General features: G+C 63.1%; 24 protein-coding genes and 2 pseudogenes. 7 read left to right on the forward strand and 19 right to left on the reverse strand.

Annotated features, from left to right (window positions below; all coding sequences use genetic code 11):
• Nucleotides 1-22: 22 nt before the first annotated feature.
• From AC0NIE_RS16180 to AC0NIE_RS16200, 5 genes and pseudogenes are all read right to left on the reverse strand, one after another.
• Nucleotides 23-2,002 carry an acyltransferase family protein gene (locus AC0NIE_RS16180; protein WP_473488948.1) on the reverse strand — a complete coding sequence of 660 codons (1,980 nt, stop codon included), beginning with the start codon at nucleotides 2,000-2,002 and terminating at the stop codon, nucleotides 23-25.
• A gap of 359 nt (nucleotides 2,003-2,361) precedes the next feature.
• Nucleotides 2,362-2,570, reverse strand: a pseudogene (locus tag AC0NIE_RS16185) (SPW repeat protein); the annotation flags it as partial.
• A gap of 65 nt (nucleotides 2,571-2,635) precedes the next feature.
• Nucleotides 2,636-4,591 carry an acyltransferase family protein gene (locus AC0NIE_RS16190; protein WP_474047230.1) on the reverse strand — a complete coding sequence of 652 codons (1,956 nt, stop codon included), beginning with the start codon at nucleotides 4,589-4,591 and terminating at the stop codon, nucleotides 2,636-2,638.
• A gap of 304 nt (nucleotides 4,592-4,895) precedes the next feature.
• Nucleotides 4,896-5,258: an SPW repeat protein gene (locus tag AC0NIE_RS16195; protein WP_473488946.1), complete on the reverse strand. Its 363-nt coding sequence runs from the start codon at nucleotides 5,256-5,258 to the stop codon at nucleotides 4,896-4,898.
• 217 nt (nucleotides 5,259-5,475) lie between these two features.
• Nucleotides 5,476-5,697: an alkylphosphonate utilization protein gene (locus tag AC0NIE_RS16200; RefSeq protein WP_473488945.1), complete on the reverse strand. Its 222-nt coding sequence runs from the start codon at nucleotides 5,695-5,697 to the stop codon at nucleotides 5,476-5,478.
• 188 nt (nucleotides 5,698-5,885) lie between these two features.
• Here AC0NIE_RS16200 and AC0NIE_RS16205 point away from each other — a divergent pair, with 188 nt between their 5' ends.
• Nucleotides 5,886-6,239: a cupin domain-containing protein gene (locus tag AC0NIE_RS16205; RefSeq protein WP_258123208.1), complete on the forward strand. Its 354-nt coding sequence runs from the start codon at nucleotides 5,886-5,888 to the stop codon at nucleotides 6,237-6,239.
• A gap of 173 nt (nucleotides 6,240-6,412) precedes the next feature.
• Here the strand turns inward: AC0NIE_RS16205 and AC0NIE_RS16210 are convergent, their stop codons facing one another.
• Complete coding sequence (locus AC0NIE_RS16210; protein WP_473488944.1) at nucleotides 6,413-6,643, reverse strand: hypothetical protein; 231 nt, start codon at nucleotides 6,641-6,643, stop codon at nucleotides 6,413-6,415.
• Between the two features lie 279 nt (nucleotides 6,644-6,922).
• On the reverse strand, nucleotides 6,923-7,186 hold the full coding sequence (locus AC0NIE_RS16215) for a hypothetical protein (RefSeq protein WP_473488943.1): 264 nt from the start codon (nucleotides 7,184-7,186) through the stop codon (nucleotides 6,923-6,925).
• Nucleotides 7,187-7,506: 320 nt separating this feature from the next.
• Between AC0NIE_RS16215 and AC0NIE_RS16220 the strand changes: the two genes are divergently transcribed.
• Nucleotides 7,507-8,436 (forward strand): hypothetical protein, encoded by a 930-nt coding sequence (locus AC0NIE_RS16220; RefSeq protein WP_473488942.1) that lies wholly within the window; start codon nucleotides 7,507-7,509, stop codon nucleotides 8,434-8,436.
• A gap of 161 nt (nucleotides 8,437-8,597) precedes the next feature.
• Entirely contained in the window at nucleotides 8,598-10,589 is a 1,992-nt protein-coding gene (locus AC0NIE_RS16225; RefSeq protein WP_473488941.1) for an AI-2E family transporter, read from the forward strand.
• A gap of 15 nt (nucleotides 10,590-10,604) precedes the next feature.
• On the opposite strand, the pseudogene AC0NIE_RS16230 reads toward AC0NIE_RS16225, so the two are convergent.
• From AC0NIE_RS16230 to AC0NIE_RS16275, 10 genes and pseudogenes are all read right to left on the reverse strand, one after another.
• A pseudogene (locus AC0NIE_RS16230) lies at nucleotides 10,605-10,763 on the reverse strand (phosphatidate cytidylyltransferase); the annotation flags it as partial.
• Between the two features lie 24 nt (nucleotides 10,764-10,787).
• Entirely contained in the window at nucleotides 10,788-11,531 is a 744-nt protein-coding gene (locus tag AC0NIE_RS16235) for a hypothetical protein (RefSeq protein ID WP_473488940.1), read from the reverse strand.
• Between the two features lie 140 nt (nucleotides 11,532-11,671).
• A complete protein-coding gene (locus AC0NIE_RS16240; protein ID WP_473488964.1) occupies nucleotides 11,672-12,604 on the reverse strand; it encodes a phosphatidate cytidylyltransferase in 933 nt (310 codons plus the stop codon).
• A gap of 12 nt (nucleotides 12,605-12,616) precedes the next feature.
• A complete protein-coding gene (locus AC0NIE_RS16245) occupies nucleotides 12,617-13,381 on the reverse strand; it encodes a lysophospholipid acyltransferase family protein (protein ID WP_473488939.1) in 765 nt (254 codons plus the stop codon).
• Nucleotides 13,382-13,389: 8 nt separating this feature from the next.
• A complete protein-coding gene (locus tag AC0NIE_RS16250; RefSeq protein ID WP_123148040.1) occupies nucleotides 13,390-13,818 on the reverse strand; it encodes a hypothetical protein in 429 nt (142 codons plus the stop codon).
• Entirely contained in the window at nucleotides 13,815-15,158 is a 1,344-nt protein-coding gene (locus AC0NIE_RS16255) for a phosphatase PAP2/dual specificity phosphatase family protein (RefSeq protein ID WP_473488938.1), read from the reverse strand. Before AC0NIE_RS16255 ends, AC0NIE_RS16250 begins: the two co-directional genes overlap by 4 nt.
• Before the next feature lie 2 nt (nucleotides 15,159-15,160).
• Complete coding sequence (locus AC0NIE_RS16260) at nucleotides 15,161-16,942, reverse strand: bifunctional alpha/beta hydrolase/class I SAM-dependent methyltransferase (protein ID WP_473488937.1); 1,782 nt, start codon at nucleotides 16,940-16,942, stop codon at nucleotides 15,161-15,163.
• A 24-nt stretch (nucleotides 16,943-16,966) separates the two neighbouring features.
• Complete coding sequence (locus AC0NIE_RS16265; RefSeq protein ID WP_473488936.1) at nucleotides 16,967-17,569, reverse strand: CDP-alcohol phosphatidyltransferase family protein; 603 nt, start codon at nucleotides 17,567-17,569, stop codon at nucleotides 16,967-16,969.
• A gap of 385 nt (nucleotides 17,570-17,954) precedes the next feature.
• Nucleotides 17,955-18,554, reverse strand: coding sequence for an NADPH-dependent F420 reductase (locus AC0NIE_RS16270; RefSeq protein ID WP_473488935.1), 600 nt, complete (start codon nucleotides 18,552-18,554; stop codon nucleotides 17,955-17,957).
• Between the two features lie 203 nt (nucleotides 18,555-18,757).
• The gene (locus AC0NIE_RS16275; RefSeq protein WP_473488934.1) at nucleotides 18,758-19,492 is read right to left on the reverse strand and encodes an SDR family NAD(P)-dependent oxidoreductase; all 735 of its coding nucleotides are present in this window, start codon (nucleotides 19,490-19,492) and stop codon (nucleotides 18,758-18,760) included.
• Nucleotides 19,493-19,762: 270 nt separating this feature from the next.
• Here AC0NIE_RS16275 and AC0NIE_RS16280 point away from each other — a divergent pair, with 270 nt between their 5' ends.
• Nucleotides 19,763-20,659 carry a LysR family transcriptional regulator gene (locus tag AC0NIE_RS16280; RefSeq protein ID WP_473488933.1) on the forward strand — a complete coding sequence of 299 codons (897 nt, stop codon included), beginning with the start codon at nucleotides 19,763-19,765 and terminating at the stop codon, nucleotides 20,657-20,659.
• Nucleotides 20,659-21,156, forward strand: a complete 498-nt coding sequence (locus AC0NIE_RS16285) for a hypothetical protein (protein WP_473488932.1) — start codon at nucleotides 20,659-20,661, stop codon at nucleotides 21,154-21,156. Before AC0NIE_RS16280 ends, AC0NIE_RS16285 begins: the two co-directional genes overlap by 1 nt.
• 33 nt (nucleotides 21,157-21,189) lie before the next feature.
• Here the strand turns inward: AC0NIE_RS16285 and AC0NIE_RS16290 are convergent, their stop codons facing one another.
• Both AC0NIE_RS16290 and AC0NIE_RS16295 read right to left on the reverse strand, forming a co-directional pair.
• Nucleotides 21,190-21,927 (reverse strand): AfsR/SARP family transcriptional regulator, encoded by a 738-nt coding sequence (locus AC0NIE_RS16290; RefSeq protein ID WP_473488931.1) that lies wholly within the window; start codon nucleotides 21,925-21,927, stop codon nucleotides 21,190-21,192.
• 129 nt (nucleotides 21,928-22,056) lie between these two features.
• Nucleotides 22,057-23,175, reverse strand: a complete 1,119-nt coding sequence (locus tag AC0NIE_RS16295) for a nucleotidyltransferase family protein (RefSeq protein WP_473488930.1) — start codon at nucleotides 23,173-23,175, stop codon at nucleotides 22,057-22,059.
• A 247-nt stretch (nucleotides 23,176-23,422) separates the two neighbouring features.
• On the opposite strand from AC0NIE_RS16295, the gene AC0NIE_RS16300 reads away from it, so the two are divergent.
• Together AC0NIE_RS16300 and AC0NIE_RS16305 are read left to right on the forward strand one after the other, a co-directional pair.
• Nucleotides 23,423-24,412: a TIM barrel protein gene (locus AC0NIE_RS16300; RefSeq protein ID WP_473488929.1), complete on the forward strand. Its 990-nt coding sequence runs from the start codon at nucleotides 23,423-23,425 to the stop codon at nucleotides 24,410-24,412.
• Between the two features lie 41 nt (nucleotides 24,413-24,453).
• On the forward strand, nucleotides 24,454-25,512 hold the full coding sequence (locus tag AC0NIE_RS16305; RefSeq protein WP_473488928.1) for a sugar ABC transporter substrate-binding protein: 1,059 nt from the start codon (nucleotides 24,454-24,456) through the stop codon (nucleotides 25,510-25,512).
• The last annotated feature ends 158 nt before the right edge of the window (nucleotides 25,513-25,670 follow it).

Genomic DNA, 25,670 nt, shown 5'->3' on the forward strand with positions numbered 1-25,670 from the left:
AAAAGCGCGTCTTGCGCCGCCCTTACATCTCCGCCGCCACCTTCGAGAACAGCGCGCGCTCGATCGGCGGCTCCAGCGTTGCCGCAAAGGGCGTTGCAAGGTGGTGGCGATCGCGGAAGGCCAGCATGCCGTCGATGAACACATGGCAGGTGGTCTGATCGCAAAAGCGGTTCGTCATGTCGAGATAGGTGGCGTTCGGAATGCCGCGCACGATGTCGCGCTCTTCCTTGGCGATGTCGTCATTGGCGGCCATCACCCTCTGCGTGTCGCATGCGGCCGGCGTCTGGCCGCGCCACAGGGCGCGTGCCACGCATTTGTCGGCATAGCTGCTGTTGAAGGGCACGTCTCTGATGACCGCGACCCTGATCCCGGCCTGACTGAACGCCCCCAGGGTCCAGCGCAGGCCGCTCCGCCACTCCTCGTTCCAATTGGCGTGCTTCAATTCATCGGGCGATTCCCGCGTCATATTACCCATCGAGAATTCCGAGATCACCACCAGGCTCGGATGCAAGGCAATGATGTCCCTGATCGACTGCTCGCGCCATTGGTCGCATTCGGTGTAGTCGCGCTTCAGCCGCGAGTTCCAGGTCGTCACCCGCGAGGCGCGGCAGGAGGATTTCAGATAGGTGACGACCCGGTAGTTGTTCTTGCTGGCCGCCTCGATCAGCGGCGTCGACCAGTGGTCGGCATGCGAATCGCCGAACAGCACCACCGAGTGCTCGGCATCTTTCGCGCCAAACACGCAAGGGTTCGGCTTGATGGTTTCCAGATCGAGCACGCAGCCGGCGTTGGTCGCGCGCACCGTGGAACTCTGCGCCGCGCTGCTTGCGATGACGCGCTGTTCGGGGCTGAGATTGTGCTCGGCAAAGCGCGCATTGCCATAGGCCACGACCACGCCCGCACCGGTCAGCATGACAGCGGGAACGAGCGCTCGCGCCGCGTTCGCCATCAGCCAGCCATTGCGACGGATCGGGTTTTCGATGAAATTATAGGTGAAGATCGACAGCGCCAGCGTCAATGCCGCGCAGGCAAGCCGCCCGGGCCAGGACAGGTCGGGCACCATCATCGTCGCATAGACGATGACCGGCCAGTGCCAGAGATAGAGCGAGTAGGAAAGCTTGCCAAGCCACTGCATGGGCGACAGCGACAGCACGCTGATCGGTAGGTTCTGCGCCGCGCTCCGGCTTGCACCGCTGCCGCTGAGCAGCACCAGCACGGTGCCGGCGACCGGCACCAGCGCAATCACCCCGGGGAAGGGGGAATCCTCGCTCACCATGAGATAGGCGCCGGCGATCAGCGCCAGGCCGAGACATGCCAGTGCTGCGCCCAGTTGCGGGCGCTCTCGCCAGAATTTTGCCGGCGCCATCGTCGCCAGCCCGCCGGCGGCGAATTCCCAGGCCCTGAGCGGCGAGAAATAGAAGGCCCAGGGCTGCGACACGGTGGTGAGCCAGGCGCAGACGGCGAACGACACCACGCCGGTGAGGCCGATCACCAGGATCGCAGTGCGCTTGCCCGGGCGCAGCCATGCCGCCAGCAGAAGCAGTCCCGGCCATACGAGATAGAACTGCTCCTCGACCGAGAGCGACCAGAAGTGGATGAAAGGGTTGTTCGCCGCATCGGGGGCGAAATAGTCGAACGACCAGCGGATCAGCCAGAAATTGATCGCATAGGCCGAGGCGTACATGGCGCCTTTCGAATAGAGCGACTGTTCGTCCGGCGACAGGATGAAGTAGCCCGCGACCAGCGTGGCGAAGATGACGAACAGCGAGGCCGGCAGCAGGCGCCGGGCGCGCCTTGCATAGAACCGCCACAGGTCCAGCCTGCCGTCCTCGGCGATTTCCCGCAGCAACTGGCCGGTGATCAGATAGCCGGAAATGACGAAGAAGATGTCGACGCCGGTGAAGCCGCCCGGCAGGTCCGACAGACCGAAATGGAACGCGACGACGCCCGACACCGCCAGCGCGCGTAAGCCCTCGATATCCGGCCGGAACGATGGCGACACGGCGATACCTCGCGTAGAGTCGTTGAAAAAAGCTACCCGTTTCGAAGACTCAACGCGATGCGCCGATATGCACTGCAAAAAATCTAAGGCAGCGCAACATAAGCAAAAAATCTAACGCAGTGCAACATAATCAAAAAATCTAACGCAGTGCAATATAAGTGGAAGTTCGCGGACTGCAGCCGCGATGTGCACGTCGGCGTGCACGTCAGGAAGCGCAGCGCCAGCGCCAGCCTGAACCCACGCGACGGCCGATTTTTTGACACAGGAGGTGATTGGCCCGGCGAGCGGGCCTGCGCACCGATCTCAGGCTTTAGAGGAACCTGCCGCCCCCGCGCCGGGCTCCCCCTAAGTCGTCACCATCACGCATGCGCTGGCGGATGACGACGGTGGTCCCAGACTGCCCAGACCGACGCCGCGACCACCAGCACGCCGAGAACCACATGGGTTCCCATCGCGTTGAAGTTCGCCGCGAAGCCAAGCAGCCAGGGCGAAACGATCAGCCATAGCCCGACAACAAGGTTCGCCCACTCTTCCCATTCGGCGATGCCGAAAGCGTGGCGACAGCCAGAGGCGCCGGACGACGAAGACCTGCCTGAGCGGGCAGTCGCCTCCCGCCTTACTTCACGGCTGTGGTCACCGTGTTGAGAACAGCGCGCGCTCGACCGGCGGCTCCAGCGTTTGCGCAAAGGGCGTCGCCATGTGGTGGCGATCGCGGTAGGCCAGCTTGCCGTCGATGAAGACATGGCAGGTCTTGGCGTCGCAGAACCGGTCGGTCATGTCGATGTAGGTCGCGTTGGGGACGGCGCGCACGATGTCGCGCTCCACCGCGGCCATGGCGTCGTTGGCGGCGTCGGTTCGCGGCGCGTCACATACCGATGGCGTCTGTCCACGCCACAGCGCGCGGGCCACGCAGGTGTCGACAAACATGCTGTTGAACGGCACATCGCGGATGAAGGCGACTTTCAGCCCGGCCTGGCTGAACGCCTCCAGCGTTGCGCGAAGGCCGGCTTGCCAGTCCTGATTCAGGCTGTCGGATTGCTGCGCATCGGGCGACAGTTTGCGCGAACTGGTCAGCGCTATCTCCGATATCACCACCAGGCTCGGGCGCAGGGCGATGATCTCCTTGATCGATTGCTCGCGCCATTGATCGCACTCGGTGTAGTCGCGCTTCAGCTTCGAGCTCCAGACCGTCAGCCGCGAGGCCCGGCAGGCGGCTTTGAGCCAGGTGACGACCTTGTAGTCGTTCTTCTTCGCTGCCTCGATCAGCGGCGTCGACCAGTGGTCGGCATGCGAATCGCCGAACAGCGCGATCGAGCGCTCGGAATTCTTGGCGCCGAACACGCAGGGCTTCGGCGTCACGGTCTCGTAGTCGAGAACGCAACCCACCTTGGCGCGCGCGGTGGAGGGCTGCGCGGCAGTTTCGGCAATGATGCGTTGTGAGGGGTCGAGGTCGTCCACGGCAAGGCGCGCATTGGCGTAGGTCGCCATGACGCCGGCGCCGGTCAGCATTGCGGCGGGGATAAGCGCGCGCGCCGCGCTCGCCATCAGCCAGCCGTTGCGACGGATCGGGTTTTCGATGAAATGATAGGTGAAGATCGACAGCGCCAGCGTCAATGCCGCGCAGGCAAGCCGCCCGGGCCAGGAGAGGTCGGGCACCATCATCGTTGCATAGACGATGACCGGCCAGTGCCAGAGATACAGCGAGTAGGAAAGTTTCCCCACCCATTGCAGGGGCGGCAGCGCCAGCATGGCGCTCGGCCCTCTTTGGACATTGCCGGAGCCGCTGAGCAAAAGGAGCACGGTGCCGGCCACCGGCACGACCGCCGCGACGCCGGGGAAGGGGGTGTCCCGCTCGCTGAAGGTCAGATAGGCGCCGGCGATCAGCGCCAGGCCAAGCCATGCCAGTGCTGCGCCCAGTTGCGGGCGCTCTCGCCAGAATTTTGCCGGCGCCATCGTCGCCAGGCCGCCGGCGGCGAATTCCCAGGCCCTGAGCGGCGAGAAATAGAAGGCCCAGGGCTGCGACACGGTGGTGAGCCAGGCGCAGACGGCGAACGACACCGCGCCGGTGAGGCCGATCACCAGGATCGCAGTGCGCTTGCCCGGGCGCAGCCATGCCGCCAGCAGAAGCAGTCCCGGCCATACGAGATAGAACTGCTCCTCGACCGAGAGCGACCAGAAGTGGATGAAGGGGTTGTTCGCCGCATCGGGGGCGAAATAGTCGAACGACCAGCGGATCAGCCAGAAATTGATCGCATAGGCCGAGGCGTACATGGCGCCTTTCGAATAGAGCGACTGTTCGTCCGGCGACAGGATGAAGTAGCCCGCGACCAGCGTGGCGAAGATGACGAACAGCGAGGCCGGCAGCAGGCGCCGGGCGCGCCTTGCATAGAACCGCCACAGGTCCAGCCTGCCGTCCTCGGCGATTTCCCGCAGCAACTGGCCGGTGATCAGATAGCCGGAAATGACGAAGAAGATGTCGACGCCGGTGAAGCCGCCCGGCAGGTCCGACAGACCGAAATGGAACGCGACGACGCCCGACACCGCCAGCGCACGCAGCCCTTCGATATCAGGCCGAAACGATGCTGACACGGCGAAAACCTCACATAGGTCGTTGAAAAAGCCCCGTTGCGAAGACTCGACGCAATGCATTGATATTGCAATGCAACAAATCTAACGCAATGCAACATAAGCGGAAGTTCGCTGAGTGTAGCGGGGTGCTCGTCGGCGTCTATACCAGGAAGCGCCGCGGCGGCGCTGCCGTCTGCACCCGCCGGGCGGTTGGTTTTTGAGCACAAGGATATGACTGGCCCGGCTAGCGGGCCTGCGTACCGATCTCAGGCTTAGGAAGAGCCCGCCACTCGCGCGCCGGGCTCCTCCCCTTGGTCGTCACCGATCACGCATGCGCTGGCGGATGATGACGGGAGTCCCAGACCGCCCAGGCCGATGCCGCAACCACCAGCACGCCGAGGACCACATGGGTTCCCATCGCGTTGACGTTTGCCGCGAAGCCAAGCAGCCAGGGCGAGACGACCAGCCAGAGCCCGACGACAAGGTTCACCCACTCTTCCCATTCGGCGAATACCGAAAGCGCCGCGAGAGCCAGGGCGCCGAGCACGACTGCGGCAATCCAGGCGTTCCACGCAGGAGCGGTTTCAGCAACGAAGCCGATGACCCAGGGTGAGATGAACAGACATGCCGCAAGGATCAGGTTGATCCAGTCCTGGGCTTTCTTTCCTTCCATCAGACCGTTTGCCATGACAACCTCCACAGGTGAAGTTTGACCAAAGCACTACGTCGCGTGCAGCGCACGCTTAGTCATTGATATATCGCACTTTCGACGGCTTTCAAGGAGTGGCTCCGCCGGCCGGTTAGCCAGGCTCCGTCAGTGCCGTCATCCGTCTGCTCAACTTAGAGGCGCTGCGCCGGTTCCGGAGGCCGCAAGGCCAGGGATCACGGGTCAAGACTCCACGCGATCACGCCTTTTTCAGGAACTCGGTCTTCAGCACCAGGCCCTTCACCTGCTTGGTGTTGCACTCGATCTCGCCGGGATGGCCGGTGAGGCGAATATTCTTCACCAGCGTGCCGCGCTTGATCGTCTCCGACGTGCCCTTGACCTTCAAATCCTTGATCAGGGTCACGGAATCGCCCTCGTTCAGCTGGGTGCCGTTGCTGTCTCTTACGATCGCGTCTGCCATATCGGGGTCTTTCATCGGAGCCGGACAACCGACTATCCGGCGGATGGCGGCAAGGTCAAGCGATGGCACGCGGCAAACCGTGCCATCGCTTGCTCGTGAACCGGACAGGGCACCCGCGTTGCTCATCTCAGGTGCTTCGGCTATTGACCGGCAGCCAATGCCGGCACAGTTCCAAACGGAGCCCGACCATGACAGAGAAGACCATCCTCAAATTCGGCGCGGTCGAAAACGCCGAGGCGGGCGATCTCGCAGGCTGGGTCGTGGTCGACGGCAACCCGACCATGAAGACCGCCGTCCAGCACACCACAGCGGACGGCAAGGTTATGTCGGGAACCTGGCAGGCCACCCCCGGTACCTACCACGCAACCTACAGCGACTATGAATTCGTGCACATGATCGCTGGGCGCATCGTCATCACGCCCGATGGCGGCGCGCCCGTCGAAGTCGGCCCCGGCGACGCCTTCGTGGTTGAAGCCGATTTCAAGGGAACGTGGAAAATCATCGAGCCGGTGACGAAGCATTTCGTCGTCAGGGTCGGCTGAGGCCGGAGGCGAACGGAACAATCCTATCACCGCCTGGCGCGCCGCCAAGTCTGTTGATCCCGAGGCCTGTCGATCGGGCTTGTCGATCCCCCGGGCCAGCCGATCCCGGGTACCGCAAGCGCGGTGCGGTCGAAATAAAAAGATGGAGCCCCGCCACTAGGGATGGATAGACTCTAGAAATCGAAATAGATCGCCGGCGGATACGGACTGGACACATTCTTGTCGGCCGGCGCTGCCATCGCACCGGGCGACGCGGTGATCCCGCCGGTGGACTTGTTGTCGAGCTGCGGCCGGCTTTTCTCGGCTGTGGCCGCTTTCGCATCGGTGGCAACGACTTTCGTTTTAGCCTCCACGGTTTGCGAAAGGGCGAGCACGGCGAGAAGTGCAGACAGAGCAAGTTTCATGACGGCGTCCCTCAATGGTTAACGTAAGGTTAGCCCCAGCCGCCGGCCTGAACACGGCCGCTGCGCGGAAAGGCGTGGAATTCTGCGGAATTCCTGGAATATGGCTTGTGGAAAAGCGCGGCTGCAACGAACCGGCGCGAGTCAGGCTTACAGTCGCATCAAGGCAGCAGGGTGCGCCATGTCGCGCAGCGTTTGACGGTCACTCCGTGGTGACCGTCGTCCGCGCATGAAGGCAGCAGCTATTCGCCCGCTTCGTAGCGGCCAGCGCTGGTGTGAAGATCAATCCCTGAAGCCGGTCGAGTCGAGCAGGGCGACCTGCTTGCCGTCGATGTAAAAGCGTATCACGTGCGCGCTGCCGTCGACTTCGATGCGCGTCGGCTCGATGGCCGGCGACGCAGGAGCCGCCTTGCCATATGTCGCTGCCGCGCGCGAGCCGGCAGCGGCACGCGATGGTCCATCCGGCCCGAAGGTCAGCAGCAGCAGTGCAGCGGATCCAGCCGCAACCGCGGTGAAAGGGATTTTGGGGGAGGCAATCCAGGACATCGAATTATTCCTTCCTTGTTGAGGCGGCATCTACGCTGGTTTGTGCCGGTGCCGAGAGCTCGGCTTCGCCGTCGTTCAAATGACTGAGGAAGGGTGTTGGTATTCAACCCTAGATAGCGTGAGTTTCATAACTTGCCCTTGCCCTGCGCGACCTTAGCGCCGCCCGGCGGGGCGAAAAGGGCAGCCGCGTGGAGCGGCGTGGAATTCTGCGGATTTCCTGGAATATAGACTTTAGGAGAGGTCCAGCCCGCAATGAATGCGGTGGGAGCAATTGCTGGCACATGCTATGCCTTGCGGTGGCATAAAGGGGCAGGTGGGGGATGGCACAGCATATCGCGCAGAAGTTACGGTTGACTGCAGCCTTGCTGGGAACCGTCGCCCGCAAGGATTTGGCGGCGGCGTTCCGGGGCGTCAACCCGAAGACGGCGTTCGATCTCGGCCGTGCCGACAAATGGCTGCAGGGCCGCGCCCAGCCACGCGAACTCAGCGTCTACGACGACTGGTCGAAGCTTCTCAAGCTGGAGCAGCCCGGCGCCTGGATCGCCGAGAGCGACCTGTCAGGCTTTACGGCGGCGATCTGCGCCCGCCACGGCATCGAGAGGGCCGAACTGGAACGCCGCGCCGGTGCGCATTTCGAGACGGCGTCCGGACACGAGGAGCGAAGCCTTGGATTGGCCGTTGCCGGAACCTACGCATGTTATTCGCGCGCCTTGTCGCCCTACTATCGCGGCCAGTTGATCAGGGGCAGCCTGTCGATAGAGGCCGGGCCGGGGGCGCACGGCCTGACTGCCGCCTATCGCGAGGCATTGCCGACCGGGCAGCTGCTGCTCGGCGGGCTGATGACGCCGGCAAAACGCGGCCTTTATGCGCATCTGAAAGAAACCAACGGCGAAGCCCACTTCTTCCTATGCCTGTTTCCGCACTCGCGGCCGGGAAGCGTGCTTGGCGGCTATCTGTGCGGCACCACCATCATCGGCCCGGAGCCGCAGCCGTCCCTGACCAGGATCCTGATGATCCGCTTGCGCAATCCGGCGCCCAAGACATGGGGCGGATATCTGCCGTCCGACGGGTCGATCGCTAGGGATTTGGCATCGCTTGGCCTGTCAGTCGAGCACACGGAGGCGGTTGACCGGCAGCTGGCGCAATTCCTCGCCGGAGACAGCGACGGCGGCGCCAACCAGATCCCGCCGGCCGAATTCCGGTCCATTCTCGACGTGTTCGACCGTCATTGGCTGCGTCATTCCGGCTAAGTCTGACCACAGCAACAGTGAGCCGCCGTTCCGATCTTGCGGCGCGCGGGCCGGACAAAGAGGGAATACCTCCCTGCGGTCGGGCTCCGGCACAAAGGTGCGGACATTGCGCGCCGGCTCAATATGCCTGATCATGGTGATTGGCAGGGTGGAGGCACCAAGTGGCGGCCAATCGTCGAAACGGCATGCACCCGTCGGAGTCCGGGCTGGTGGGCATTGTTTCCGGTGCCAGGGTCCTCCCGCGCATGTCATTGCCGACCGTCGCGACCGTCGTGGCTACGGTTGCTGCCCTGTATTTCGGGCGCGAGGTTTTCCTGCCGATCGCAATCGCTCTGCTGCTTACCTTTGCGCTTGCACCCATGGTTTCCGTACTCAAGCGAGTCGGCATTCCCCGTCTTCCGGCCGTCATCGCCACTGTGCTGGGCGCATTCACGGTCCTTGCACTGTTCTCCTTCATTGTCGCAACGCAGGTCAGCGAACTGGCGCAGAACATCCCGCTTTACCAGTCGAATATCCTGACCAAGGTCCGATCCCTGAAGGAAACCGGCATCGGCGGAGGCATCATCGCCAGGCTGAGCGGGGTGATCGAAAGCGTTGGCCAGGAACTCGACAGGCAGGAAACCTCACCGCCCGCCGCAGATGAGCCAGAGCGCGAGCCGGTGCCTGTCGAGATCATCGCGCGCGAAAGGCCGCTCCAGGTTCTCCAGAACCTGATCCGGCCGCTGATCAGCCCGCTGGCATCGGCCGGCCTGATCATCATCGTCGTCATATTCATGCTGCTCGAGCGCGAGGACCTGCGCGATCGTTTCATACGCCTCGTCGGCTACGGCGATCTTCATCGGACCACCGAGGCGCTCCAGGAAGCGGGCAAGCGGGTCGGCCGATATCTGCTCATGCAATTGGTGGTGAACATCGTCTACGCCGTGCCGATTGCATTCGGGCTTTGGGTTCTCGGCATACCCAATGCACTGCTGTGGGGATTGCTGGCGTTGGCGCTGCGCTTTGTTCCCTATATCGGCCCGATCATTGGTGCGCTGCTGCCTCTGTTCCTGGCGCTTGCCGTGGCTCCCGGCTGGTCGCTCGTGCTGTGGACCGCCGGGCTGTTCGTGGTCATGGAAATGATCACCGGCAACGTCGTCGAACCTTGGCTCTACGGCTCGCGCACCGGGCTCTCACCATTGGCCATCATTGTCGCGGCGATCTTCTGGACCTGGCTCTGGGGCCCGCTGGGCCTGGTTCTGTCGACGCCGCTCACGGTCTGTCTCGTCGTGCTCGGCAGGCACGTGCCGCAGTTCGAATTCCTCGACGTCCTATTCGGCAACGAACCCGTGCTCGAGCTACATGCTCGGCTTTACCAACGGCTGTTGGCCGGCGATCCGGAAGAAGCCACTGATCACGCCGAGGAGATCCTGGAGGAAAAATATCTGTTCGAATTCTATGACAAGGTCGCCATTCCCGCGCTTCTGCTCGGCGAACAGGATCGCGTGCGGGGTGTCATGGGCGATGAGCAAAGACGGCAGGTGGCGGCCAGTGCGCAGACGCTGGTGGCGAACCTCGACGACAGCGCACGGGAGGAAGCGGAGGAGGACGATGACCCGGCTGCGGCCGAGCCTGCCACAGCGGATGAGGAAAAGCAGGCTCAAGCGGAGAGCGAGGACGACACCGAACTGCCTGATGGCACGGACATGTCGGTGCTTTGTGCCGGCGGCCGCGGCGAACTTGATGATGCCGCCGCCGCCATGCTGGCGCAGGTGCTCGAAGTCCAGGGAGCGACCGTCTCGAAGGCGAGCTTTGCCGACATGGAACCGGCGAGCATTCGCCGGCTCAAGTTCGATGCTGTCAACACCGTCGTGGTCGGATTCCTTAACCGCGACTCCGTCAAGCACGCCCGTTTCCTGGTTCGTCGGCTGAAACGTGCCAAATCGGCGCTGCGGGTAGGCATCGTGTTTTGGTCGGAGGACGGCGACGCCAGCGAGACAGCCGTCAAACTGGCCAATGACATCAATGCCGATTTTGTGGCGTATGGCATGGTCGAAGCCGTTCTGGGGGCGTTGTCGAGCGATCCGCCGGTTGCGCTGAAGGTCGCTGCCAAGCGCCGCATGCGCCGTCGGCCGCGCCCTGCCGAGAAGGCGCCGCTTGCAGCTGCAAAATGAGACCGTAGCTCGTTCTCACGTCCAGAAGTAACGCACCGTGTGAAAGAACACCGGAGCGGCGAAGACCAGGCTGTCGGCGCGGTCCATCATGCCGCCATGGCCCTCGATCAGATGGCCCCAGTCCTTCACCCCCTGGTCGCGCTTGATGGCGGAGGCGACCAGCCCGCCCAGAAAGTTGCGCCGCCTCGTGGCCTGACCTTATTCAGCCACCTTCGCCACGATGCAATCTAGCGAAGGAAGTGGCGTCAAACCGTCCCTAGTCCTTTCTCTTGGCTCGGCGGTTCCGTCCCCTTCAGCAGCACATTTATAGGTCGCTTCAATCACCAAGCCCCGAATTCTCGCGTCAGGAAGTGTGGAGTAGTCGAAGTATCCCTCTCTCGTTGGAAACGCTTGCAAGTAATCAAGTGCCGCATGGACGCATCGATCAAGCGTTTCCTTGCCATTTTCGCGGAAGTTGAGCTCGTTTATCAAAATGACACCTACAGATGCCCAAGTGTCTCTGCTTGTAAACTTATACGTCGTACATCCGTCCAAACTGAGCTCCGCCTTTGCAACGAAATCTTTGTACCATGGCAGCAGGCGCGATCTGGTTAAGGCCGACGCTACGTCCTTTTGCCAGTTCGCGCCGTCGGCAGCGATTATGGAAATCTGGGCCGTGCCAATGGCCGGGATAAGACCATTAAGATCGCCTCTGAGAGCTTTGTATCGCTCGATCGAGCTGCGTACGTTCAGACGATTGGCTACAATTTCGTAAGGCCGATGCCATGACGGCCAAACATGAATTTTCCTATCATGCGGCAGCGACCGCAAATAGTTAACGGCGGCGTCTTTGGTGGCCTGCGCTTGAACAACTTCTTTTTCAGTTGGCCAAGCATGATTGCTCAATAGCATCACCGACAGCGACGCGTATAACCATATCTGGAGCGCCTTATAGGTCATCATCCCCACCCGCCAAGGAAAGTGCCAGAACTCTCTGGCTGGAGGAGGCTTAACAGACCTCAGAGCGAAACGGCCAGTCAGTTTGCTGAATTAGGTCGATGCATTAATGACTTGGGGTGCCGGCCCTTGCAGCTGGAGCGCCCTCACACCGTCCAGAAATAGCGCACCGTGTGGAAGAACACCGGAGCGGCGAAGACCAGGCTGTCGGCGCGGTCCATCATGCCGCCATGGCCCTCGATCAGATGGCCCCAGTCCTTCACCCCCTGGTCGCGCTTGATGGCGGAGGCGACCAGCCCGCCGAGGAATCCCATCAGGCAGGCGATAAAGGCGACGCCCGCCGCCTGGAGCGGCGAAAACGGCGTCAGGAACGACAGCAGCGCGCCAAGCAGGCTCGACGTCGCCAGCCCGCCGACCAGCCCTTCCCAGGTCTTCGACGGCGAAACCTTCGGCGAGATCAGGTGCCTGCCGAACAGCTTGCCGAAGATGTATTGCAGCACGTCGCTGCCTTGCACGGTGATGATCAGGAAAGCGATCAGCAACAAATTGCGGCCTTCAAAGCCGGGAACGTCGAGCGTCAGCAGCGCCGGCACGTGACTGACACAGTAGACCGAGATCATGACGGCCCATTGCTGCGCCGAGATGCGCTCGAGAAAGCGCTCGGTGTCGCCGTGAAGCGCGGTGATCGCCGGCATCAGCAGGAAGCAGTAGACCGGGATGAAGATGGTGAAGAGGCCGTACCAGGCGGTCCACACCAGCCAGTACTGGAACGGGATGATGATGCCGAACATGCCGAGCAGCACCCAATGGTCGCTGCGGCGGCTGTGCGTCAGCGTCACGAATTCGCGCAAGGCGGCAAACGAGATCAGCGCGAACAGGATGGTCATGCCGGAGCGGCCGAAGAAGAAGGCGACGGTGATCGCCAGCACCATCACCCACCAGGCGTTGATGCGCTGGTTGAGGTTGACCAGCGTCGAAGACAGCGGCTTCGGCGCGCGCCACGACAGGATGCCGGCAACCAGGCTTGCCGTGGTCAGCACCGCAGCGAGGCCGATAACCAGAATGAGGGTTTCGTGCATTGGCATGTTGAACTAGTCGTCCTTCAGAGCATCGTGCCGGATATCGGATCCGGCACGATGCTCTAAGCTCTTTTGGTCGCATGATGTTTTCCGGAAAACAGGATTCCACTTTTCCGCATCATGCGTTGGCGGGCGGGGGTTCAGCGCAAGCAGCGTTTGGCGGGCGCGGTCGAGAAAGGCGCGGCGTTCCTCATCCGGCGCAATGGCGATCGGCGCGCCGAAGACCACGCGGCAAAGCAGCGGCACCGGCACGAACTGGCCCTTGGGCAGCACCCGCGACATGTTCTCGATCCAGCACGGGATGAGTTCGACATCGGGCCGCGCCATCGACAGATTGTAGAGGCCGGAGCGGAACGGCAGCAGCGGCTCGTCGGTCATATTGCGGGTGCCTTCGGGAAAGATGATCAGCGAATGGCCCTCATCGAGCACCGACAGCATGATCGAGATCGGATTCTGCGCCTCTTCCGTCCACTGCCGCTGGATCAGCACGGAGGACAGCATGTCCTGCGCGATGAACCGGCGCAGCCGCGATTTTCCCCAATAGTCGGCGGCAGCGACGGCATGGGTGCGGGCGCGCTGCTTCTCGCTGAGGCAGGCCGACAGCAGGATGAAGTCCCCGTGGCTGGCATGATTGGCGAAGTAGATGCGCTGCCGGTCCGACGGCTGGCTGCCGTTCCAGATCGGCCGCACGCCGGTCACCGCCCAGGCCAGCGCCGACAGGCCGACCGAGGTCACGGTCTGCAGCAGGGTGAAGGTCCTTGTGCCTAGCTTGCTCATCGTCCGGCTCAGAAGGACAAGGCGACAGCGGATGCCGTCATAAACAGGCCGAGCGCGATGCGCTGCTTCATCAGCAGGCGCTGCGTGCCCGCGATGCGCCGGTCGAGCGAGCGGATGCCGGCAGCGGCCGGTTTGACGCGCATGCGCGCCAGCACGTCGTCGACCGAGGCTCCGCCGGCGGCCTCGCTGATGTGGCTCGCCATCAGCCAGAACAGCAGTGCGTCGAAGGTAAGCAGGGCCGAGAGGGCGAGGGTGACCACGCCGCTCGCTGCCGCGACCAGCCAGGCCGCCGCCGCCAGCATCGTCGCCTGCGGCTGCGCTGCCACGGCAATGACCGGCGCGGCCGTCAATGCGGCCAGCACCAAAAGCAGCGGCCACACCGCCTGCGTCATCAGCCCGGCGGCGAAAGCTTCGGCCTTGTCTCGATGGGCACTCATGCCGGCTCATCCACCGCGATCCGAAGATGCACCGGCCGGCCCGATGCCGCGAGCCGCTTGTGCGCCTGCGCCGGCGTTGGCGAGCGGCCGGTGGCAACCAGCCATTCGGCGACGACGCCGGCGCTGCGCTGGAAGCCGAGCGCGCAGCAGACCAGCACCGTGCCGTGGCCGCGGGCCGCCTCGATCGCCGCCACCGCTTGCGCTTGCGCCTCTGGCGGTGGCGGCAAAAGGTCGACCATGGCGATAGCAGTCCAGCGGCTGGTGACGCCGCGCGGCCGTTCCAGCTCGCCGGCAAGGTCGATCACCGTGCCGAAGGCGTCGGCCTCGGCGGCGGTGGGAAAGCGGCCGAGGAAGACGCCGTCGGCAATGGCGACATGCGGCGGCAGCTTGCGCGTCCATGCCCATCTATTGATCCTGGCGCCAAGCCGGTAGGGCAGCAGCAAGACACGGCTGGCCAGCGAGACGCTGCCGTCGGCCGTCTTCTGGAACACTCTGGCGCCGGCCCCGGCATAGGCGAAGGCGACGATGGCCAGCGCCAGCGCCGGCCACAGCAGGATCAGCCACAGCGCCGAGACGAAGGCGCCGGCAACGGCGCCGGCTAGCACAAGGGCTGTGCCAAGCGCGTAGAACCGAGCCAGCCGCCTGGCCCTGGCGTCGGCGGTTAGCTGAAAGCCGGCGAACGGCAATTCGCCATCGCGCGGAAACAGCCACAGGGCGAAGAAGCCGAGCAAAGCGCCGGTCGGGATGTCGATGACATGGTGCTGCCACGTCGTCAGCACCGAGGCGCCGATCAGCAAACACCAGGCATGCCAGACGGTGGCCATGCCTTTGAGCCGACCGCGCCAATGATCCCAGATGATGATCAGCAGCGCGATGTGCAGCGATGGCGCCTGGTTGAACGGCTTGTCGAAGCCGCCGAGCACCGCAAACATGAAGCCTGGCAGGCCTGATGTCTGCGGCCGCACGAAGGTCGCCGTCAGCGGGAACAGGATGAAGCAGGCGACGGCGACGATTTGCGCCGTGAGATAGCGGCCGGCAAGACGGTCGACGCCGCGCTTGGTATCGTTGAGCAGCAGCGACAGGCCGTAGAACAGGTTGATCGACCAATAGGGCACGATCGTCCAGGCGATGAACGGGATGCCGCGCTCCCAGGCAAAGACGATGCTGCCGACATCGTCGCGCTGCGACGCCAGCCAGTTGGCGAAGCCGTAGGTCGCGTAGAAGAACGGTGCCAAAAACCCCAGCCACAGCGCCGCCCGCAGCACGATGCCGGCGTACGGCTCGCGCGCGGAGCCAGAAGGGGCAGGGGCATCGGCAGGGCCAAGGGCAGGCAAGACCATGCTCAGGCGCGCCGCGCGACCGAGACGGTGAAGATGCCCCACTGGTCGATGCGCTGGTCGAGCTTCTCGAAGCCGGCCGCCGCCACCAGCTGGTCCATCTCGCCTTGGGTGCGCCGGCGCATCACCCAGGCCTGGCCGCCGCGATGCGAGGTCAGGCTGCGCGCGATCATTTCGAGCTGCGGATGCCAGGGCTGGTTGGTGTAGAGAAGCAGCCCGCCCGGCTGCATCGCCTTGGCCAGCCCGCCGAGCGAGCGGGCGATCATGGCGTTGTCGGCAAACAATTCGTAAAGCCCGGAGACGATGGCGAGGTCCGGCGCCGGCTCCAGCCCGGCAAGCATTTGGGCGTCGAAGGCGTCGGCCTGATGGAACGAGATGCTGGTCGGCAGGTGCCGCTCGGCGATCAGCTTGCAGCCGAGTGAAACGTTGAGCTCGGAGAAATCCTGCAGCCGCACGCTGGCCGGCGGCTCAGTGCATTTGGCGACGGCGTCGAGCACGTAGCGGCCGTGGCCGGCGGCGATATCGACGATATGGACCGGTCGGCCGGCGGTCTTCAGCGTCTCAGCGGCGCCGCCGATCAGCTCTTCCAGGTGCAGCTTGCGCTGGCGGATGCCGCGCCAGCCAATGGCGTCGAGAAAGGTGTGGTCGATCATGCGGCCGAGCGGACCGGTGCCCCGCGCCTGGTTCTCGTAGACATAGTCGAGCGTCGAGCCGGAATCGAAGCCGGTGGCAATCCCCGTCTTCATGCCTGACGACAGCCACGCGCCCATGCGGATCGAGGCGCGGCTCATTGCCCAGTACAGGCCTTTCGGTGACAGCGGGGCGAGCGGCGAGGCCAGCCGGTCGGCCTCGTCGCGTGTGTAGCCGGCGCGGTCGGCCGTGGTCAGGTCGAGCGGCTTCTCCGGCGTCGCGAACTGTCTTTCGAGGAACGGCTTGATCAGGTCGAGTGCCTTGCGGCGGTCGCGTTCGCCGAGCGTGTCGTGGAAGAAGCCGGGCAGCATATGCCGCTCCTTGGCCGGGCTGGCGAGATTGACGAAGAACTCGTGCTGCGGTCCATGCCGCACCACCCAGTCGCTGCCGGAGATCAGCAATTGCGTCGGCACGGTGATGGCGCGGGCGTCGGCGACGATACGCGCGGCGTGGTCGTAGAGCTCGACGAGGATGTTGGAGGCGATCGGCCGCGTGATCAGCGGATCGGCCTCGAAGGAGGCGATGCGCTCGGGGTCATGCGTCAGGAACTTGGCCTTGACGTAGGAATTGACGAAGAAGCGGCCCTTGATCTTCTGCCACAGCGCAATGCCTTGCTTGGCGAAGGGCACGTAGAGCTTGACCGAGAAGGCCGGCGAGGCCAGCACCAGTGCGCGGATGTCGGGCGCATAATCATGCACCCAGGCGGCGGCGAGCACGGCGCCGAAGGATTGCGCGATCAATGCGATGTCGCGTTGGCCGAACCCGTCTCTGCCGATCTCGCGCACGAAACAATCGATGTCGCGCACAAGTGCTGCAAAGGACGGCGCATAGCCGCGCTCGCCGGCCGAGCGGCCATTGCCGCGCGCGTCCCAGGCGTAGAAGGCATGGCCGGGCATGTCGAGTTCATCGACCAGATGCGCCATGCGGCCGCCATGCTCGTGGCCACGGTGGAACAGCAGGACCGCGCTTTTGCCGTGTTCGGTTAGTGCCGGCCAATAGCGATAGAAGATCTCGGTGCCGTCATGCGTGCGGAAGGTGCGCTCCTGCGCCACCCGCTGCTCACTTGCGGAAGCGGCAATCGTTGGTTCATGAAGCATGTTGTTCCCCTGGCGACCGGAATTTCAGTCACCGCTCCCGTTAAGCCCGCTGCGTATCCGGTTGATGGCGGTCACCAGCGAGAGTGTAGCCAAGGCCGGAAACACAAACGGCGTGATCGCGTCCACCCACAGGCCGCAGGCGATGAGAAAGGCGATGATACCGAGCGCCAGCGCCCGGTCGCTCTTGCCGAACGGCCCGGCATAATTGCGCCCCGTGCCCGCCGCGATGCCGAGCACGCCGGCGAATTCCACAAGCACTGCTGTGACGGCAAAGGCGACGACGCCCCAGGCAGGGAAGAGAGCGGCAAAGGCCAGGATCAGCGCCAGGTCGGAAACGACGTCGCAGAGTTCGTTAAGATACATGCCGAGCTTGGAGGCCTGGCCATGTTCTCGCGCAAGCATCCCGTCGATGGCGTTCAGCGCCATGCGCGCAAACAGCACCACCGGCATCAGCAGGAAGACCGCGCGATGGCCGGCAAGGGCCGCGACCACAACGCTGGTGGCAACCGACAGGGCGGCAGCCAGCAGCGTGATCTGGTTGGCGGTGACGCCGGCCCCGGCCAGCCGGTCGGCGAGCGGCCGCAGCTTCGCCTGAAAGGCCGGTTTGAGCGCATAGAGCGTCGGCATGTGCGAACCCCCCGGCCGCGGTGCAACTAACGTCGGCGAGCATGGTCAATTGGCGCGCAAGACGCAAGGGCGGCGAGCATGACCAAGCTGTTGACGGCGGGCTCGATATTCTAGTGGGAGTGAAGGGAGTACCGTGGAGTAGTATCGGATAGCAGAGGACACTCGAGCGAATCCTAGGCCATCGATAGCAGTCGATAGATTCTAGGCGACCTGCAGATCTGCCGCTCTGTCGGGCGTCTCCCCGCTTTTCGAACGGCGCCCATACGCCGTCAGGCCCACCCCAACCTTCGCGACTTTGTGGCCTTCAAATATTCGGTCGCGCGCTGCTCGAAGAAGTTAGCGCGCGCGACCAGTTCTCGGCGTCGATCACACGGTCATAGATCGATTACTGCTCCTTCTTGAACAAATCCTGGAAGATCAGCTGGCCCCAAGTGCGGCCGCGTGCGTGCACCAGCGCGCCACCCTCGTTGAGCTTTCCCAGCTTGACGGGTGCGAACCCGAGTTGTTTGGCCAAAGCCGCCACGGGAGCGGTCGCGTCCTCGTCGTCGCTCGACAGAAAGACGACCCGGTGGCCGCCCTCGACGATCGGATCGGCAGCCAGGGTGGCCGCAATCAGGTGATTGAACCCTTTGACGAGCTTGGCGCCGGTGAACGCCTTCGCGACGAAGGCGGAGGACGGGAGACCGTCCAGCTCTTCAGGGACTGGAAACACGTTCGTCGCGTCGATGACTGTCTTGCCTTCCCAGCTCGGCAGAGCCTTCGCAACCTCGCGGTGTTCCCAGAACGGGATTGCCAAGATGATCGTGTCGGCCTCGACTGCATTCTGCAGAGACTTGGCGACGACCGTGGGTCCGATCGCCCGAGCCTGTGGCGCCAACGCCTCGGGCGGACGGCGGCTCGCGACGGTCACGTCGATGTTTTTACGGGCGAAGGCGTGGGCGAGGGCCTGGCCTATCTTACCGAATCCTACAATTGCGTAGCTCATAATGCTTCTCCGATCCGTGTTGATATTCATTCCCCGCCTTCAACGGCGCTGGGTTATCCGTTCTGCTGTGTGGCGACCTTTGCGTAGACATCCCGTTGTGAACGACTTCCGCGCGGCCGGGCCGACCGTTCAGCGCGGAAGTCGTTCCACCATGGACATGCTAGTTCCCGCCGATCAGCCACTTGCCGCGATCCGGCGCGATTTCAGATGGCCGAGAAGCCTCCGTCGACAGACAACTCCAGCCCATTCACGAAGCTCGAATCGTCTGAAGCAAGAAACAGCGCGGCCGTCGCAATTTCCTCAGGACGCCCCATCTTTCCCCGCGGGATCAGGGCTTCGAACATCCGCTTCCCCTCCTCGTAGAGAACTTGGTCCTGCATCGGTGTGGCGATCGGCCCCGGGTGCAGCACGTTCACCCGGATATTCCTGCCCTTCAGCTCGTTGAGCCACCCGCGTGCGAATGCGTGCAACGCCGCCTTGCTCGCCGCATACACGCTGTAACCAGGAAAACCTTTCACCGAAGCAACTGATCCGGTCATGAAGATCGATCCGCCATCGTTGAACAGCGGCAACGCCTTTTGCACCGTGAACAGCGTGCCGCGCGTATTCAGGCCGAAGGTCGCATCGAAATGCTGCTCGGTAATCTCGCCCAGTGGGACGGCTTCGCCCGTGCCGGCGCTCGCATACAGGACGTCCATCTTGCCCTTTTCCCGCTTGACTGTATCGAACAGGCGGTCGAGGTCGTCGAGATTAGCCGCGTCGCCGCGCACGCCGGTCACGTCCCGGCCAATCAGCTTGACGGCCTCGTCGAGCGCCTCCCGCCTCCGGCCCGTGATGAAAACGTAGGCGCCTTCTTCAACGAACCGCTTGGCGCTCGCCAGCGCCATGCCGCTCGATCCACCCGTGATGACTGCAACCTTGCCCTCAAGCTTTCCCATGACTTCTCCTTTCGTGGTGTCGGGACAGCATCTGCCTCCGAGGACCTCGAAATGGGTCAGTCGGCGTCAGTTGTTGAGTGCGGAAGCGCGCACATCGGTGGTGCGAAATCGATCCGGCTGGACGACTGACGCCAGCCGCGACGATCGGTGTCCGCCGTTCGGAATGGGGCCTCGTTCGTCGACATAGGCTAGGATAACCGCCCGTACTGCTGTTCGATGTGCTAGATACGGGCTTTGGAAGGCGCGCACCGCGCGGTGCCGGATTGCACCATGATCGACTGGGATGACGTTCGCTACTTTCTTGCCGTCGCGCGCGGAGGCTCAGTGCGGGCCGCCGCCGAGGGCCTCGGGGTGAATCACTCGACCGTGCTGCGACGCATCGCTCAGCTCGAGGAACGCCTGGGGGCGCACATGTTCGAAAAGCTGCCTTCGGGCTACCGCCTGACGGCTGCGGGCGAGGAGGTCCTCGAGTTCGCGGAGCAGATGGAGGCGTCGTCGAACCGGCTGGAGACGCGAATCTTCGGGCGCGATCAGGGCGTACGCGGACTCTTGCGGGTGACACTGGCGCCGACCCTCGCGACGCACCTGCTCATGCCCGACTTCGCTGAGTTTGCGCTTCTGCATCCGGACATCGAGATGGAAATCTTGTCGTCCGGCGAGTTGGCAAATCTGACCAACCGAGAGGCCGATGTCGCGATCCGCGTCGTTTACGACCGCAAAACCCTGCCGCTCAATCTTCACGGCCTGAAGGGACCGGAGCTGTTCAGCGGCGTCTACATGTCTCGCGATCGACTAGCCGCGTGGCGTGCGGGTGCGCCTGATCCCATCCGGTGGATCGTCATAAGCTTTCATGGCATCCCGGACTGGGCCCGCGAGGGTGAGGTTCGTACCACGGGGGCTCCGTTCAGGACCACGGACGGCGAGGCGCAGATCGTTGCAGTACGGCAAGGGCTCGGGATGACGACACTGCCGTGCTTCGTCGGAGATGCCGACCCCCTACTGGTAAGGGTGCCGGGCACCGACCTGCACATGCATGGAACGCTCTGGCTTCTCACGCAGGGGGAGACACGCAAGACGAAGCGCGTGCGGCTCTTCACTGAGTTCGTATCCCGCAGGCTCGCCGCGTACGCTCCGCTTCTCGCGGGGCTGTCTGTATCGCGCGACTGATGCGCAGCAGGTCGCCGGCGACGCTTGCCGTAATCCGGTCGGAAGCCGAGCTGCGATCGCTTGAAGCGGCGTCGTTCAATCCGCGAATGTTGCGCCGTATCGCAACCGGCGGGAGGGCCACACTACTGACGGCGACGGACTTCACCATCGCTGACGGTCTTTTTGGCAGGCTGGAGACGCCGCTTTTGCGGAGAACTCCGAGGAAAATAGACCAACCGATATCGATAGTCTTTGAAACCGAGCAAATCGCGGATCGCCGAAATTCTCCTTTGAATTCAAGAGCGAGAATTTCTGACGGATCCGGGATACGGTTCTTCGTCGTCAGCGGAAAAATTTTCCTCGATGGATCAATGCGTTATGATGCTTCAGAACAATCGAGTGGGAGGCGTGGTGCTGATACGCAGGCCGCGTTCAAAACCCGGACGGAAATTCGCCGCGTCGAGCCTTACGTCCGCAATGCGCCGCCAATAGCAGACACGACGGCCTGGTCCGATTGAGAAGCCTTGGCGCGAAATGTCCGCTATCGTCAGCTATGATGTCGTCGCTCTGCGCACGAGTCGGCGAGTTCGCGGTTGAAACGAGAGGAGTCCTCGATGAAGGGTGCGTGTCCGGTCTCGGGGTACCAGGAAGCGGTGCTCGTCGGACATGTCTTGAGGATGTGATCGCCCATTGCCGGGAGCCGAAGCCTCGAGGGATCTTATCTCCAATGAAACCTGCTTGTTGGCCGGGTCCAGAGACTGCAGCATTTCGGCGTAGGAAAGGGCCCGTTCAGGATCGCTGCGCAGCCGCTCGACAAGCGCCTGCAGGATCATCGATCTGGTGCGATCCAGTGCGTCGCCGTGGAATGTGCGCCAAGCCTCGAACACCGGGCAGCGCGGCAGTTCCAGATCTTCAAGGAACTGCCCCCGGAACATGGCGGCCAGGGTTACCAGGCGTGAGGTGTCGAGAAAGCGTACCTCGTCCGCCGTCATGTGGGCGACTTGCGGCAAATCGACATCAAGCTTGGCGGTGTCGAAAAGCACGCTCTCTCGATCGGCCTTCAGGCAGCCCTCGTCACCGTTTTGGTTGATGATGTGCCTTAGCTTCGAGAGACTCCATCTCAGCGAAGCTCTTGGATCGTCAGGCACCTCCCAGAACATTCGGCACAAATGATCGCGCCGCTGACGCCGGTTCGCCACCACTAGGTAGGCGAGCAGGGCGCGCGTTTTCTTCGACGGTGGCAGCGCGATCTCCCGGGCGCCCCGCAGGACCACCAATTCGCCGAGCACCTTGATCTTCAGTGGGCCCTTCATTTGGGACGCCGATCGCTTGCAAGCAATTTTACCCGCGATACTGCTCTGTGTAAATTTACTTGATGGTCGGCGCCTACTGCCCGGAACCTTACTATTCGCGAGGCGCTATCGTTTCGGCGCGGTCGCCACGTCTTCAAGGTCGAATTCCGAAGGGTCTCTTTCCAGTTTTCGAATAGCGCGGGCCAGCGCCGGCAGGACGGTTTCGCGCGCGCCCTTCTCAACCTGGGATAGACTCCTGCGTATGGCATCCTTCCAGGCCGGGCCGCGGTCGTAAGCCTCCATGAAAGCATCGGCCAGGTCTTCCGACTGCCGTTGTTCGATCATGGCTTCCATGATGGTTGCAGCCTGCATCTTGTCCTTGCGGCTCTTGGCGGTGCCGTCGCTGTCCGTCCGACGGCGGCTGGCGACGATGAGTTTGTGGATGGCGTACCGTTCGGGCGACGGCACGTTCACCGGCACGCCGGCACCGTGAAGGAGAACGGCCCGGATCGGCTCGTATATCAGGAAATCGAGAAACCGCAGGGGCTGCGCCGACGCGCCACCAAGCGCGGGCATGGATGTTGGACGACCCTCGTAGTCGGCCGAACCGGTGTTCGGAGTCAGGAATTCGACCTTGTATCCGGAGCGGGAAGAATATTGCGTGGTGAAGCGGCCGTCAGCCTGGTGCGGAATCTCCCGGAAAGTCGGGTCGACTTTCCTCAACGTATCGAGCACGGGTGGCATCTTGTCATCGACGGCCGTCGAGATCGAATGAAACTGCGCAAAATCGGCATCTCCCGTGACCATCGACGTACTGGGCAGGCGAACGCCAAGGACGGCTGGATAGCATTGATAGGCGACGGTACCGACCAGGACGCCACGAAGCCTGAAGAAACCGGCTTCGGCGAGCGCCTGGACAATGTCGCCGGTCTTCCTTTCCGGCCGTGGCAGGTAGGCCTCGCGAATGAGTGTCGAAACCAGTTTTCGCCGCTCTTTGATGTCGGCTTTCAGGTCCTTGAAGTTTTCGACCCTCCTGGTGATTTCGGGATCGTCGACGGGGCCGACATATGTGCGTGTTTTGCCGCCGTCAGGGTTCGGCAGGTCGAGATACCAGTAACGGCGGCCTTTCACCTCGGCTGTGACAAAGCGGCCGCCGACGTTGAATTCCGTCGAGAACGAGGCATCCAGCGACCGCTGCGCCAGCTCGGAATAGAGCGTCTGGTATGTATGGGGAATCTGCTGCATATGAGTTGTTACCGTTTTCGCGAAAAGGGTAATAACACAATTTCGTCGCCACCGTCATCATAAATTGTTACCGCTTTCGCGAAAGCGGTAACAACTGCGCTCAAGGCATCCGTGGATGCGGGTCAAATCGCGCGCCAGCAGTTCGTCTCTTCCCAGGCCCCCGGCCCCCACGATTGAATTAAACAGTGCTCTATACTTTACAAGTAAATTAAAACATGTGAAGTTATGTCCACCAAAAGGGTCATCCATGACAACCAGTCGTTTCGCCACACGCCTGAATTCCTTTGCCTCGCGACCACAGGCCGAATGGCCTGATCTTGTCGACAAGCCGTCCATGCTGCAGATGGCGGCGCGTGCGGCGAAGGTTGCGGGGCTGACCGACCTTGACCTCAACTTTCCCGACCATGTCGATGAAAAACCTGCGGAAATGGCGCGAAAACTCGGCGATGTCGGGCTTTCGATCAATGGCTTCGCCATGCGCTACTACTCCAACCCGGCTTTCAAGCTCGGCGCCTTCACCAATCCAGATCCCGCAGTTCGCCGCGAAGCCATCGACCTAACCAAGGCCGGCATTGACGCCGTGCGTGAGGCCGGCGCCAATCTGATGACGCTGTGGCTCGGCCAGGATGGCTTTGACTATGCCTTCCAGGCCGACTACGCGACGCTGTGGCAACACGAGATAGACGGTATTCGTGAAGTGGCGGCGCATGATCCCGACTGCCAGATCAGCCTGGAATACAAGCCCAACGAGCCGCGCTCCTACAGCCTGATGCCCGACGCGGCGACGACATTGCTGGCGATCCGCGAGATCGGACTGCCCAATCTCGGCGTGACGCTTGATTTCGCCCATGTGCTCTACGCCGACGAGCAGCCGGCCTTTGCCGCAGCACTGGTCGCGCGCCACAGCAAGCTCTTGGGCGTCCATCTCAACGACGGCTACGGCAAGCGCGACGACGGCCTGATGGTCGGCGCGGTGCACACGCTGCAGACGATCGAGCTGCTCAGGCAGATCCTCCGCGACGGCTACGCCGGCGCCATCTACTTCGACACGTTTCCCGACATGACCGGGCTCGATCCGGTCCACGAATGCGAAGTCAACATCGCCACAGTCAAACGCATGCTGCGCGTTGTCGATCGGCTGGAAAAGGACAACCGCCTGTCCACCGCCGTCGATCGTCAGGACGCGATCGCATCGCAAGCCATCATTCAGGAAGCCATGCTCGGGCCGGACAGCTGACGCCGGCGCCGTCGCCGTTTTTCAACAAGGGAGGAAAGACCATGAAATTTCTGCTTGCCACCGCTGCCGCTGGCCTGATGGCGCTGTCCATCGGTTCGGCATTTTCCGCGGACCTCGCGCCGCTCAACTCCGACACCGAGCAGGATCGCATCGACTGGTCGCAGCTCGAGGCCAAGTTCGGTGCTTTCCCCAAGCTGCCCGAGGGCACCAAGGCGGGCGCCGTCTCCAAGACGCTGACCAACGAATACTGGCGCTCGCTGGGTGAGGGCTACAAGTCGTTCGGCGACCGCGTCGCCGTTCCGGTCGTCTACCAGGCGGCGCAGAGCGAGGGCGACCAGCTCGGCCAGCTCACAATCGCCGAAGGCCTGGTCACACAAGGCTACAACGTGCTTCTCGTCTCGCCGCAGACCGACTCCAACCTGCAGCCGATCATGGAACAGGCCAAGTCCGCCAACGTGCCGGTGGTCAACGTCAATGACGCGGTCATCCCGCAGGCTGAGCACTATGTCGGCAATGTCCAGCGCGACAATGGCGTGCGCGTCGCCAAATGGTTCATCAAGAACCGGCCGGATGGCGGCAAGGTCGCCATCGTCGAAGGCCAGGCCGGCGTCTATGCCGCCGTCCAGCGCACGGATGGCTTCAAAACCACGATCACCGAGGCCGGGAAGTTCGAGGTCGTCGCCAGCGTGCCCGGCAACTGGGATCGCCAGACATCCTACGACGCGGCCACCAACATCCTGCAGCAGCACCCCGACCTGATCGGCTTCTATGCCAACAATGACGGTATGGCGCTGGGCATCGTCGAGGCGGTCAAGGCCGCCGGCTTGCAGGACAAGGTCGCCGTCTTCGGCACCGACGGCATCTCCGACGCGTATACCTCGATCCGCGCGGGCGAGCTGACCGGCACCGTCGATAGTTTCCCGGTGCTGACCGGCGAGGTGGCGCTGGAATCGGCGCTGCGACTGGTGGCCGGGCAGAAGCTGCCGCGCGTCGTCGCCACGCCGCAGGCGCTGATCACCAAGGACAATGCCGACCGCTATTCCGGCGCCGGCGACGCCGTGCGCAAGGCGCTGCTCGAGGACGCGGCGGCGGGCAACTAAGACGGGGCAACAACCGGGGCTGTTGCACCCCCCTCATCCGGCCGCTTCGCGGCCACCTTCTCCCCGCTGGGGAGAAGAGCAGGGCGCCGACGCTGGCGATCTCCTCTCCCCTCGGGGAGAGGTCAGCCGAGCGAAGCGGAGGCTGGGTGAGGGGTCTT

The organism is Mesorhizobium sp. WSM4842 (assembly GCF_055901575.1).

Bases quoted from the DNA above. Each gene is read 5' to 3' on its own strand.
- AC0NIE_RS16280 (WP_473488933.1), top strand. From the start codon at position 19,763: ATGATCGACTGGGATGACGTTCGCTACTTTCTTGCCGTCGCGCGCGGA.
- AC0NIE_RS16255 (WP_473488938.1), bottom strand. From the start codon at position 15,158: ATGGTCTTGCCTGCCCTTGGCCCTGCCGATGCCCCTGCCCCTTCTGGC.
- AC0NIE_RS16260 (WP_473488937.1), bottom strand. From the start codon at position 16,942: ATGCTTCATGAACCAACGATTGCCGCTTCCGCAAGTGAGCAGCGGGTG.
- AC0NIE_RS16250 (WP_123148040.1), bottom strand. From the start codon at position 13,818: ATGAGTGCCCATCGAGACAAGGCCGAAGCTTTCGCCGCCGGGCTGATG.
- AC0NIE_RS16215 (WP_473488943.1), bottom strand. From the start codon at position 7,186: ATGTCCTGGATTGCCTCCCCCAAAATCCCTTTCACCGCGGTTGCGGCT.
- AC0NIE_RS16195 (WP_473488946.1), bottom strand. From the start codon at position 5,258: ATGGCAAACGGTCTGATGGAAGGAAAGAAAGCCCAGGACTGGATCAAC.
- AC0NIE_RS16305 (WP_473488928.1), top strand. From the start codon at position 24,454: ATGAAATTTCTGCTTGCCACCGCTGCCGCTGGCCTGATGGCGCTGTCC.
- AC0NIE_RS16200 (WP_473488945.1), bottom strand. From the start codon at position 5,697: ATGGCAGACGCGATCGTAAGAGACAGCAACGGCACCCAGCTGAACGAG.
- AC0NIE_RS16295 (WP_473488930.1), bottom strand. From the start codon at position 23,175: ATGCAGCAGATTCCCCATACATACCAGACGCTCTATTCCGAGCTGGCG.
- AC0NIE_RS16275 (WP_473488934.1), bottom strand. From the start codon at position 19,492: ATGGGAAAGCTTGAGGGCAAGGTTGCAGTCATCACGGGTGGATCGAGC.
- AC0NIE_RS16235 (WP_473488940.1), bottom strand. From the start codon at position 11,531: ATGATGACCTATAAGGCGCTCCAGATATGGTTATACGCGTCGCTGTCG.
- AC0NIE_RS16205 (WP_258123208.1), top strand. From the start codon at position 5,886: ATGACAGAGAAGACCATCCTCAAATTCGGCGCGGTCGAAAACGCCGAG.
- AC0NIE_RS16300 (WP_473488929.1), top strand. From the start codon at position 23,423: ATGACAACCAGTCGTTTCGCCACACGCCTGAATTCCTTTGCCTCGCGA.
- AC0NIE_RS16240 (WP_473488964.1), bottom strand. From the start codon at position 12,604: ATGCACGAAACCCTCATTCTGGTTATCGGCCTCGCTGCGGTGCTGACC.
- AC0NIE_RS16210 (WP_473488944.1), bottom strand. From the start codon at position 6,643: ATGAAACTTGCTCTGTCTGCACTTCTCGCCGTGCTCGCCCTTTCGCAA.
- AC0NIE_RS16245 (WP_473488939.1), bottom strand. From the start codon at position 13,381: ATGAGCAAGCTAGGCACAAGGACCTTCACCCTGCTGCAGACCGTGACC.
- AC0NIE_RS16220 (WP_473488942.1), top strand. From the start codon at position 7,507: ATGGCACAGCATATCGCGCAGAAGTTACGGTTGACTGCAGCCTTGCTG.
- AC0NIE_RS16285 (WP_473488932.1), top strand. From the start codon at position 20,659: ATGCGCAGCAGGTCGCCGGCGACGCTTGCCGTAATCCGGTCGGAAGCC.
- AC0NIE_RS16270 (WP_473488935.1), bottom strand. From the start codon at position 18,554: ATGAGCTACGCAATTGTAGGATTCGGTAAGATAGGCCAGGCCCTCGCC.
- AC0NIE_RS16265 (WP_473488936.1), bottom strand. From the start codon at position 17,569: ATGCCGACGCTCTATGCGCTCAAACCGGCCTTTCAGGCGAAGCTGCGG.